Annotated in this window: 9 protein-coding genes; 2 read left to right on the top strand and 7 right to left on the bottom strand. The window is 41.3% G+C overall.

Annotation, left to right across the window (positions count from 1 at the left end):
• Positions 1-84 precede the first annotated feature (84 nt).
• The gene (gene argJ, locus ABE099_RS15025; protein ID WP_430031975.1) at positions 85-1,320 is read right to left on the bottom strand and encodes a bifunctional glutamate N-acetyltransferase/amino-acid acetyltransferase ArgJ; all 1,236 of its coding nucleotides are present in this window, start codon (positions 1,318-1,320) and stop codon (positions 85-87) included.
• 299 nt (positions 1,321-1,619) lie between these two features.
• Positions 1,620-2,675: an N-acetyl-gamma-glutamyl-phosphate reductase gene (argC, locus tag ABE099_RS15020; RefSeq protein ID WP_430031943.1), complete on the bottom strand. Its 1,056-nt coding sequence runs from the start codon at positions 2,673-2,675 to the stop codon at positions 1,620-1,622.
• A gap of 672 nt (positions 2,676-3,347) precedes the next feature.
• On the opposite strand from argC, the gene ABE099_RS15015 reads away from it, so the two are divergent.
• Both ABE099_RS15015 and ABE099_RS15010 read left to right on the top strand, forming a co-directional pair.
• Positions 3,348-4,322, top strand: coding sequence for a hypothetical protein (locus ABE099_RS15015; protein ID WP_430031942.1), 975 nt, complete (start codon positions 3,348-3,350; stop codon positions 4,320-4,322).
• Between the two features lie 376 nt (positions 4,323-4,698).
• A complete protein-coding gene (locus ABE099_RS15010) occupies positions 4,699-5,622 on the top strand; it encodes an Rpn family recombination-promoting nuclease/putative transposase (protein ID WP_430031941.1) in 924 nt (307 codons plus the stop codon).
• Between the two features lie 103 nt (positions 5,623-5,725).
• Here ABE099_RS15010 and ABE099_RS15005 read toward each other — a convergent pair whose 3' ends face one another.
• From ABE099_RS15005 to ABE099_RS14985, 5 genes are all read right to left on the bottom strand, one after another.
• Entirely contained in the window at positions 5,726-6,610 is an 885-nt protein-coding gene (locus ABE099_RS15005; protein WP_430031940.1) for a YitT family protein, read from the bottom strand.
• Positions 6,611-6,911: 301 nt separating this feature from the next.
• Positions 6,912-8,028 (bottom strand): peptide chain release factor 2 gene (gene prfB, locus ABE099_RS15000; RefSeq protein WP_430031939.1). Its coding sequence is split into 2 segments (ribosomal slippage): positions 6,912-7,955 and positions 7,957-8,028, totalling 1,116 coding nucleotides; the frame shifts between segments, so codons are not numbered across the junction.
• 68 nt (positions 8,029-8,096) lie between these two features.
• A complete protein-coding gene (gene secA / locus ABE099_RS14995) occupies positions 8,097-10,604 on the bottom strand; it encodes a preprotein translocase subunit SecA (protein WP_430031938.1) in 2,508 nt (835 codons plus the stop codon).
• Positions 10,605-10,837: 233 nt separating this feature from the next.
• Entirely contained in the window at positions 10,838-11,383 is a 546-nt protein-coding gene (gene hpf / locus ABE099_RS14990) for a ribosome hibernation-promoting factor, HPF/YfiA family (RefSeq protein WP_430031937.1), read from the bottom strand.
• A 537-nt stretch (positions 11,384-11,920) separates the two neighbouring features.
• Complete coding sequence (locus ABE099_RS14985; RefSeq protein WP_210090797.1) at positions 11,921-12,118, bottom strand: cold shock domain-containing protein; 198 nt, start codon at positions 12,116-12,118, stop codon at positions 11,921-11,923.
• Positions 12,119-12,148: the final 30 nt, after the last annotated feature.

Below are 12,148 nucleotides of genomic sequence, written 5' to 3'. Positions count from 1 at the left end.
TACTTGAATTACTCATGCACCAAGCGTCCCCTTTCAGCTTTTCCAAGTGGTATACCTTTCACTGGGCTTTATGGCCTTGTATACTTACGTTCTATACGCAGCATTAATCCGCACGTAATCATAAGTTAAATCACAACCCCAAGCGATTGCCGAGCCATCCCCCTGATGCAAATACACTTGAATGACCACATTTTTCCCCTGTAAATAGGCTAAAGCCTCATCTTCGTCAAAGCGAATTGGACGTGAGTCCTTTAACACCTCAATCGCACCTAGCTGAATATCTACGGTATTCGGATTGACGGGTTCACCTGCTCTGCCTAACGCGGCAATAATTCTGCCCCAGTTCGCATCTGCACCAAAAATCGCTGTTTTCACTAAGCTTGAGCCCACAACCGTTTTCGCAATCGCCTTAGCTGAATTGTCGCTGATCGCACCATGCACCTGTACCTCAACTAGCTTGGATGCCCCTTCGCCATCTCTAGCAATTTCCTTTGCTAAGTATTCACATACGTGACGGAATGCAGCTACAAAGTTATCCCATGCTGGATGATTAGGGTTTAAGCTTTCGTTTTGAGCAAGCCCACTTGCCATCACAAGCAACATATCATTGGTGCTCGTATCGCCATCCACTGTAATCATATTAAAAGTAAGGTCTGTCACCTCACGCAAAAGCTGTTGTAATACCGCTGGCTCAATAACGGCATCTGTCGTCACAAATCCAAGCATTGTCGCCATGTTCGGATGAATCATGCCTGAGCCTTTAGCTGCGCCACCTAACGTGATCGTTTTACCGTCCACCTGTAGTGTGACCGCGATTTCCTTTTTCACTAAATCTGTCGTTAAAATCGCTTGGCAAAACTGCTCTGCCCCTTCGTCGTTAGCTTCAAGCACGTCGGGTAGCTTTTTGATACCAGCCGTTACGATGTCCATTGGAAGTAATTCACCAATTACTCCAGTTGAAGCAACAGCAAGCTCATGCTCCGCAAAGCCAAGGGCTGCCGCCCCTTCTGCACGCATAAGGTAAGCGTCCTTCTCTCCTTGTTCACCTGTACACGCATTGGCATTACCGCTATTAACTACAATTCCTCTTAAGTATCCTTTACCCTCTGCAATACTATTCCGTGTCACATGTAATGGCGCCGCCTGGAAAATGCTCGTCGTATACACCGCAGCCGCCACGGCTGGAACTTCACAAACGATGACACCAAGGTCATTTCTGTCTGTTTTCTTCAAGCCCGCATGTAATCCTCCTGCCAAAAAGCCCTTTGGTGCCGTAACTCCCCCGTTTGATTGTATTTGAAATGGCTGCTCCACGCCGATACCTTCTTTCTTTTCATCTATCTAGTTTAATTATTTAAATTTAAATCTTTAATTTTAGGCTCGAAACGAAAATTAGTGGTTGCTAACTTGTGAGGAAAGCAGCTACGGTGCAGAGGGTGTCTTCGACCCCTGTTACAGCCTGATTTTCTTGAATTAGATCGTTATCGGTGGAAAAACAGTCTGTAAAGGCGGACGTGTTCACTTCTCCACCATCCCTCTACCCCTTCGCTATTTTCGCTTCCTCTCGACCACTAATTTCTATTGTTAAGTCTAATTTTAAATCTTTAAGTCCCTAGGCTTTATGGGTACACTGGCGACATTTTAAGTCCTGCTGTTTCATCCCAGCCCATCCATAGATTTAGATTTTGAATCGCTTGCCCTGCAGCTCCTTTAACGACATTATCTGTGACCGCAATAATCGTGACACGATTTGTCCTTTCATCTACTGCAAAACCGATGTCGCAATAGTTCGAGCCCAGCACTTCTTTTGTTGCAGGCCATGTTCCGTTTTTCCGAATACGTACAAAGGGTCTACCTGCATAATATTGCTCATATAACTCAATAAACTGTTCCACAGCGTATTTATCATTTAACTGTGCATACATGGTGCTCATAATCCCTCTTGTCATTGGTACAAGATGCGTGGTAAAGGTAACTTTAATCTCTTCGCCTGCCACATCTGTTAATACTTGTTCAATTTCAGGAATATGCTGATGCTTATTCACCTTATACGCTTTAAGATTCTCATTAATTTCTGCATAATGCGTCATTAAACTAGTGCCACGCCCTGCACCAGATACACCAGACTTCGCATCAATTATGATGCTGTCAGACTTTATCCAGCCTGCCGCAACTGCTGGAATTAAACCTAGTAATGATGTAGTAGAATAGCAGCCGGGATTGGATAGTAGACGGAACGTTCGCTCAATCTCATGCTTATACACCTCTGCCAAACCATATACCGCTTCCTGCAATAGCTGTTGTGAAGGGGCAGGGTGATTGTACCAAGCCTCATATTCTTCACGATTTTGTATACGAAAGTCACCAGATAAGTCGATGACCTGAAGTCCTGCGTCTAATAAAGTAGGTACTAGCTTACTGCTCACTCCAGATGGCGTTGCTGTAAAAGCAAGATCTGCTTTCGCCGCAATTTGAGCGGGATCAACTCCATCTAGTTGCTGAACGACAATTCCTTGTAGATGGGGATACCCATCTGTAATTAAGTCTCCCGCACTGGAGGCGGAAATAACCGAAGTAATCTCCACATGTGGATGCTCGATCAAAAATCGGATGAGCTCCACACCTCCGTATCCTGTGGAACCTACAATTGCTACCTTTAGTTTATTATCTGCCACCAGTTCGTTCCTCACTTTCTATGTCATGTATAATCCGTAATCAAGTATGTATTATTATACATTTATACTTATATAAATACAATCATGAAATTATGACATGTTATTTAGGCAACAGCACTATAATTAGTATTTGAAAATATTCTGGGGTACGGGCTACGGTGCAGAGGGTGGCTTCAACCGCTGTTAAGATCCTATTTTCTATAAATTGTTTATTGTTAGCTAGTTTCATTTTCAAGTACTAAAACAGTTAAGCTAATATTATCGGCTCAATCTTGAAATCAGCCCTTGACAGCTAACCCAAACTAGCGGAGAGACAGAGAGATTCTTAAGGTTGTCTCTTAAAATCATCTTCCATCTATAAATATACTTCAATAAAAGGAATCTGATTTTAACAACAATCGCAAGAACTCTCTGGAGCTTAGCTAAGCCTCCAGTCGTTGTCATGTACTACTTTCTAAATAGAGCCATATTATATTTATTAATATTTAAAATTTAGTGTTTAACAACCTATCCAATTGGTTAAGGAAAAGAGGGGTTTTGTATAATTGGAGTGATTGTGATATTTTTCATACTAACCAGAAGTATTTTCCAATTTTTACATTGACCTGGTGCTTACGGACACACTATATTCTTTACATAAAAAATATTAGTAAATTAGGAGGTTCTTATTTTATGATTTGTACGCAATGTGGTTTTAATAATGAACAGGGGGAATTTTGCGGGCAATGTAGGGCTCCTTTGTCTGCATCTGCTAGTGGGCACGGTGAAACTAATGAGCCAAATGTTCATATTCATGATGCTCACAGTAATGAGCTGAACGGAGATAGCGAGCTTGGTGGGGCTAGTGGAGCTAGTGGAGTTACTGGGGCAATTGGAACTAATGCACCGACTAGAAACAATGTAGAGAGTGGGAATCATAGTAGTATGAACGAAAATGCCGCTGCTTTTACCGCAGCAACTTCATCTACTAAAAATGCTACGACTGAAAATCAATTTAAGGAGTCCGTCTCCAATGGATGGAACAAAATTAAAGATAGCGATACGTACAAGCAAAGTATTTCGATCAGTAAGCAATATGGCAGCTATTTTGTGCAGACACTGAAGTCACCTTCCAAAGCAGTGGAACAGGTCACAAGTGTGCATGTTATCAATGCAATCATTTCAATTGCGCTTACGGCTCTCATCATGCCTTTAATTCCATACTTTATTTTGAGCCATAGTCCTTTTGGTTCTCCTTCATTTTTTAATTTTGTGATTAAACCTTTTATCTACCTTCTAGTTGCGTTTACTCTTAGTACGGGGATCACATTTGGTATTTTACACTTAGCAAAAATCAAAAAAGACTATTTAACGCTCGTCTCGAAGATTGGCGTGTTATTTGTACCGGCAATCGGTGCCTTTTTACTTGGAGCAGTCTTTGCAATTCTTGATTTCAGTTATAACATCACTTTGTTTTTCCTTTTTGTTGGGATATCTACTGTTTTAATTGCACACATTTATCCCCTACTTACAGCACGTAAAGAACAGGAAAATGCAGGGAAATTCGACCTTATTTATGGTGCTATTTTTACATCCTTGTTTTTACTGTACGTTTTGACGAAAGCATTCCAGTTTGGCGCTTCAAGTATAGTTGGGAATTTGTTTTAACTTAAAGATTGGATAAAGCCTTAGTGCTTCATGATAACATTGGGGTGGCTACGGAACAGAGCGTTGTTTCAGTCGCTGTTAAAGTCTGATTCTCTTAAATGAAACTGGTTAAGGTTAGAATCAGACTTTAAAGGCTTCTTCCACAATCGCTCTGTCCCTTCGCTACTGAATGCTTTATCAAACATTTAACTTTGGGCTGTAGCCAAACTTTAGATTTAAAAGGGCAGTGAAATAGTTAGAGCTTTGCATGTGGGTAGGGGTAAGGGATGCCTCTTACCTATCATCATGTGAGGCTCTATTTTTTTGCTAAAATCCGAGCTAAGATTATTTTCGATTATGCATGTTATAATTAAGACAGAAATGGAGATGATCTCAGATGTACGAACTGCTTAACCCCCAAAATGATTTTGTGTTTAAAAGAATATTTGGGAGTGAAGAAAATAAGGATGTATTGTTAGCATTCTTAAACCGTACCTTTACGGAAGCAGGGAGACCTCCTTTAAAAGAAATTACACTACTGAACCCATACACCGATAAGGATGCTCCACTGGATAAACAATCTATTTTTGATATTTGGGCTAAAACTGAAACAGGTGAACACATTAATGTAGAGATGCAGCTTTTTAATAAATATGATATTGAAAAGCGAACGCTATTTTATTGGGGTAAACGATATGCGGCTCAGCTACAAGAGGGGCAGACTTATAAGGCACTCAAAAAGTGTGTAACCATCAACATTTTAAATTATTCATTTCTGCCAAATGAATATTACCATAACACCTTTCATTTAAGGGAGGACAAAACGGGCATTGAGCTAATTGATGATATAGAGATTCATTTTATTGAATTAGCCAAACTGGATAAATCAGCTGTTCCCCTTGAAGGTGGTCTTGTAAATTGGTTATTATTTTTAAAAGGGACAGATAAATCAAACTGGGAGGTGCTACAGATGAATGAACCAACAATTAAAAAGGCGATGACAACCTTAGAGTTTTTAAGTCAAGATCGAGAAGCACGACTCCGCTACGAGGAACGCCAAAAGTTCCTTCATGATGAAGCGTCTGCGATGGAATGGGCTTTAGATAAGGGCATTGAACAAGGCATCAAACAAGGTATTGAGAAAGGCATTGAGAAAGGTATCGAGAAGGGTATTGAAAAAGGAAAACAGCTTGGTTTAGCAGAAGGCGAGCGAAAAAAGGCGTTGGAAGTTGCTAAAGGCTTGCTTAATGCAGGAATCGGTGTTGAAGTCATTATTGAAACAACTGGATTAACAAAGGAAGAAATCTTAGCTTTGAAATAACAGAAAGTTAAAAATGCTCCCTTCTAGGTAATTGGTTTGTTTTAAACCAGTCTATCTAGAGTGGAGCATTTAAATATGTTTATCGTGTTTTAGCGTTATAAATTCACGTCCGTTTAAACCCTTCTCCCAACACCTCATGGGCATTCGTAATAATGACAAACGCTGTTGGCTCAATGGTTTGCACTAGCTTTTTCAGGCGAGTGACTTCGCTTTGACCTACAACTGCCATTAAGACCTGCCGATCGTCTCCTGTGTAGCCACCTTGCCCACTAAGCTTGGTTAAGCCACGATCTAGTGTGTTAAGAATAGCTTCTGAGATTTCATCATTTTTTTCGGCAATAATATAGGCAACCTTCGTGTAGTTAAGTCCCAGCTCGACCATATCAATCACTTTACCCGTAATATAAAGCCCGATAAGTGCATACAAAGCCTTTTCTGGCGAAAGGAGAAAGCCTGCTAAAATAATGACCGTTCCATCCATCAGCATAACGCAGAGGGATAAATTAAGCCCAGAGAACTTCTGCACAATTTGCGCAAGTGTTGCCAAGCCACCAGTGGAGCCACGTCCACGAAAAACGATGCCCAAGCCCAAGCCTACTCCGATACCACCATATAAAGAAGCTAGTAAGGGATCTGTTGTAGGCACACTCCAGTCTTTAGTTACAAATACGAATAAAGGCAACACAATCGTCCCTAACAAGGAGCGAATCGCATAATTGCGCCCAAGGATGAGGAATCCTGCAATAAATAAAGGAATATTCAGCGCCCACTGTGTATACGCAGGCTCAATATTGAGTTGGTTTTGCACGATAATCGATAACCCCGATACCCCTCCAGATGCGATATGTGCAGGAACCATAAACAAGTTAAAGGCGGTTGCGGTAATAAAGGCGCCAATAATAATCATAATGCTATCTAATGCATGTCTTGCTGGTCCTTCAATCGGAAAATGATCAGTCCATCTCCGTTTACGTGTTTTAGGCGGCACGTCAGTTTGTCACTCCTTCGATCTTTTCAAAGTTTCTGTTACCTTTACTGTTCAATGCTAACAATAGGAATATGATTTTAACAACAATCGCAAGAACGCTCTGGAGCGTAGCTACATGCCTCCAGTCGTCGTCAAGTGCTAATTTCTAAATCGAGCATCAATTGCAGTTGATCTTTAATCTAGCTCAAAAAAATTCCTACGCTTTATCAGCAAGTCTAGGCACTCAAGCACCTCATCTTACGTCCAAAGCATAGGAATTATTCAGCAATCGCTACATAAGTGGAAACGAATATGTTTATGTTTATTCTTCTGCACTTGTACGGATCTGACTTCTTAAATATCCATCAATAAACGGATTCAAGTCTCCATCCATCACCGCACCTGTATTCCCTGTCTCAACAGATGTACGATGGTCTTTAACCATACTATACGGGTGGAAGACGTAAGATCGGATTTGACTACCCCAAGCGATGTCAGATTGCTCACCACGAATTTCATCTAATTCCTTGCGTTGTTCCTCTAGCTTACGCTCATATAGCTTCGAACGTAGCATTGTCATCGCTTGCTCACGGTTTTTAATCTGTGAACGTTCGTTTTGACAAGTTACAACGACACCAGTAGGAAGATGTGTAATCCGTACAGCAGAGTCAGTCGTATTAATGTGCTGGCCGCCTGCACCACTGGCACGATAGGTATCAATTTTCAAATCCTCAGTGCGAATTTCAATATCAACATCATCCGTAATTTCTGGTACAACATCACAAGATACAAAGGAAGTATGTCTACGACCAGAGGAATCAAAAGGAGAAATCCGCACTAGACGGTGTACTCCCTTTTCTGCCTTTAAATAGCCATACGCATTATAGCCTTTAATGAGTAGGGTTACACTTTTGATCCCAGCTTCATCACCCGGCAAATAATCCAAAGTTTCTACCTTAAAGCCTTGCTTCTCCGCCCAACGTGTGTACATACGAAGCAACATTTGTCCCCAGTCCTGAGACTCGGTACCTCCTGCACCTGGATGAAGCTCTAGAATCGCATTTAGCTTATCATAAGGTTGATTTAGCAATAGCTGCAATTCGAACTCTTCTAGCTTTTTCTTGAGTCCTGTAATGGAGCCGCCAACCTCTTCAAGTAGAGATTCATCGCCTTCCTCTTCAGCTAGCTCAAGCATAAGCTCAATATCGTCGCACTCCTGCTGCAAGCCAGCATACTGGTCTACAGCACCTTTAATTCCGTTCATTTCGGCAATCAAAGCTTGTGCTTTATCGTTGTCATCCCAAAAGTCAGGTGCAGCCATTTTCTCTTCGTAGTTGGCGATCATCTCTTGCTTATAATCTAAGTCAAAGAGACCCCCTAAGGTTAGATAATTTGGTTGCAATCTGACGTAAGTCTTGTTTAAAACTAGGATCTATCATATTCGTGAAGTCACCTTCCTAAGTGCAGATTAAGCAATAAAACATTTTAGCAATTCAAAGTTTAGTAATTAAGCATTTTGTCCATGGCAATGTTTGTATTTCTTCCCACTTCCACAAGGGCAAAGGTCATTACGGCCTACTTGCTCTTTACGTTGCACTGGGCGTTTCTCAGCAGGCTCGCCGCTTGTAGAAATTTTGTCCTCATCTACAACTGCTTGACGCTCCTGGTTCGTTTCTACTTGTGCTTTCATAATGTAGGTAGCAACCTCTTCTTGAATGCTAGCTACCATCGCATTAAACATCTCGAAGCCTTCGAATTGATATTCACGAAGTGGGTCGGTACCGCCATATGCACGCAAGTGGATACCTTGACGAAGCTGATCCATTTGGTCAATATGATCCATCCATTTGCTATCTACTGCACGAAGTGCAATAACCTTCTCAAATTCACGAACCATTTCAGACCCCATTGCTTCCTCGCGTTGATCGTATTTCACCATCACCTTTTCAAAAATGAATTCAATCATTTCTTCAGGTTCTTTGCCCCATAGATCATCACGGTTTAATGCACCTTCGTCTAACAGCTTATTATTTACATATTCAGCAATAGCTTCGAAATCCCACTCTTCTGGAATGTCCGCAGTCGTATGTGCTTGAACGATATTTTCGATCACTGCTTTAATCATGTCTACGACGATTTGCTTCACGTTTTCGGATTCTAGCAATTCGCGACGTTGTTTGTAAATAATGTTACGTTGTTGGTTCATGACATCATCATATTGAAGGACGACTTTACGCAAATCAAAGTTGTTGCCTTCTACACGTTTTTGTGCAGATTCAATCGCCTTCGTAATCATTTTACTTTCAATCGGTTGGTCTTCTTCAAAGCCAAGACGCTCCATCATGTTCAGTACGTTGTCCGCACCAAAACGACGCATCAATTCATCACCAAGTGAAAGGTAAAATTGGGTGGAACCTGGGTCCCCTTGACGTCCTGCACGACCACGAAGCTGGTTATCAATACGTCTAGATTCATGACGCTCTGTACCAATAATATGCAAGCCACCAACTTCTGACACACCTTCACCTAGCAAAATGTCGGTACCACGACCCGCCATGTTGGTTGCAATCGTTACTGAACCTGGCTCCCCTGCACGAGAAATAATTTCCGCTTCCTCTGCGTGGAATTTCGCATTAAGGACTTTATGCTTTACACCTTTACGTTTAAGAAGATCAGATAATAGCTCTGAGTTTTCAATCGAAATTGTACCTACAAGCACAGGTTGATTTTTTTTGTGGCGCTCCACAATTCCTTCAACGACCGCACGGAATTTGCCTTCTTCACTTTTGTAAACAACATCCGGCATATCTTTACGTTGGTTTGGTTTGTTTGTAGGAACCTGAAGCACTTCAAGACCATAAATTTTCTTGAACTCTTCTTCCTCTGTTTTCGCAGTCCCTGTCATACCTGCAAGCTTTTGGTACATACGGAAGTAGTTCTGGAACGTAATTGTTGCCAACGTCATACTTTCGTTTTGTACTTCTAACTCTTCCTTCGCTTCAATCGCTTGGTGCAAGCCATCGCTATAACGACGTCCTGCCATGAGACGACCTGTAAATTCATCGACGATTTTAACTTCGTCCTCATCTACTACATAGTCTACGTCACGACGCATAATTGCGTTCGCTTTTAACGCTTGGACTACGTGGTGGTTCAAAGTTACGTTGGTATGATCATATAAATTATCGATTCCAAATGCTTTTTCAGCTTTGGCAACCCCTTTTTCTGTTAAGGAAACTGCCTTCACTTTAATATCAACCGTGTAATCTTCCTCTGCAACGAGACGTTTCACAAAACGATCCGCAGCATAATAGAGCTCAGTTGATTTTTGAGCTTGTCCAGAAATAATGAGCGGTGTACGTGCTTCATCAATTAAAATGGAGTCCACTTCGTCAATGATACAGAAATAGAGCGGACGTTGAACCATCTGCTCTTTGTATAACACCATATTGTCACGCAGATAGTCGAAACCAAATTCATTATTAGTACCATAAGTAATATCGCATGCATAAGCATCTTGCTTGTCTACGTGTTCCATTCCATTCAGGTTAACGCCAACCGTCATCCCAAGGAAGTTATAAATTTGTCCCATTTGCTCGCTGTCACGTTGTGCCAAGTAATCATTGACCGTAACGACGTGTACGCCTTTGCCTAAAAGTGCATTCAAATAAACCGGCAAGGTTCCAACGAGTGTTTTACCTTCACCTGTTTTCATCTCTGCAATACGGCCTTCATGTAGCGCCATACCACCAATTAACTGTACGTCAAAATGACGCATATTCAAAACCCGCTTGGACGCTTCTCTTACAGTCGCAAATGCTTCTGGTAAAAGATCGTCTAAGGTTTCTCCTTTTTCAAGGCGCTCGCGGAATTCTGCTGTTTTGCCCTGTAATGCCTCATCGCTAAGCTTCACAAAATCGGGTTCTAATTTATTAATAACATCTACTGTCTTCATTAGACGTTTGACATCACGTTCATTGACGTCGCCGAAGATTTTTTTAACTAATCCTAGCATGTTTAACCCCTTTCACGACAAACAAATCATTTGCCTAAATTGTAACAGTTTGTAAGACATGTCGCAACATAAGAGCGCATAACGTCATATATTGCCGATTAATAATTAAATCAGTTTATTAAGAATAAAGAGCCTCATCCGAAGGACGGATAAAGGCTCATACAGACATTTTCATTAAATCATCAAGGTTTCATTCATAAAGTCGTCACGAATTGAACTTAAATGAAGGAAATTTAATTTTGTTCAATTAAACCATATTTACCATCATTTCGTTTATAAACGACGTTAACAGTGCGTGTGTCGATATTAGAAAATACGAAGAAATTATGTCCAACCATATTCATTTGTAATATGGCTTCTTCTACATCCATAGGCTTCAAGGTGAAGCGCTTTGTACGTACTACCTCAAATTCATCGTTTTCTAGTTCTGCATTATCACTGGAAGTTCCTTCTACGAATAAAGTCTTAAGACTTCCTTCTTGGCGGAACTTGCGATTAATCTTCGTTTTATGCTTGCGAATCTGACGTTCCAGCTTGTCCACGACTGCATCCATGGATGCATACATGTCATCGCTACGATCCTCTGCACGAAGCACAACTCCAGTAAGAGGAATAGTTACCTCTACCGCGTGCAATCCTCGAACGACACTAAGTGTGACGTTACCTTCTGAGGTGGGGGGTGCATCAAAGTACTTGTCTAGTCTGCTGAGCTTCTTATCGAGATAATCTTTAAGTGCTTCAGTCACTTCAATCTGTTGTCCACGAATACTAAAATTCATAGGGCACTCCTCCTTTGCTTTGCACCTTTATTATATCATAAGTGTTGGGCGAATGTAAAAGGAGTGTAAACGGACTGAACGGAAAATGGTGGCTAGATGGTGCGTGGTGGGAGGCTACGGGGGAGAGGGTTGCTTCGTGCCTTGTTAAAATCGGATTTATTGGATTAGACAACAACTTAGTGGTATAAATCCGATTTTAAAGAGGCCCGCTTCGCTTCACCGCAATCCCTCTCCCCCTGCGCTCGTTGGCTGTATCTAGGTACGGGATTTTCGAGGTTCGGTCCCTTTACGTGGGGGCAGGCGGTAGTGGAAAAGCAAAGAACAAACACAGAAATAAAGAACAAACTGTGATTGTTTGGACTGTGTTCTTTGAACATGCGTCAAACAATGTAGTGTAGATCTAAGACTTAAAATCTTAAACTAAATAAATGCTTAAACAATAAAAGACCTTAAGAGAGGTTATCTCCTAAGGTCTTAGCTACACATATCAACGCTAACCATCATATCCCATATATGTAGGTCGGCTGTGCCGGATGATTATAATTTGATTACGTTAGCAGCTTGCGGTCCGCGTGCGCCTTCAACAATGTCAAATTCTACAGATTGACCTTCGTCCAAAGACTTGAAGCCTTCTGATTGGATTGCTGAGAAGTGTACGAATACGTCGCCGCCTTCATCAGTTTCAATGAAACCATAGCCTTTTTCTGCGTTAAACCATTTTACTTTACCTTGCATGCACTAACATTCCCTTCGTCTTCAAATAAA

The organism is Paenibacillus turicensis, assembly GCF_050461185.1.
Lineage (GTDB): Bacteria > Bacillota > Bacilli > Paenibacillales > Paenibacillaceae > Fontibacillus > Fontibacillus turicensis_A.
Note: the sequence above shows the minus strand (reverse complement) of the source record. Positions and strands in the feature narration are given on the sequence as shown.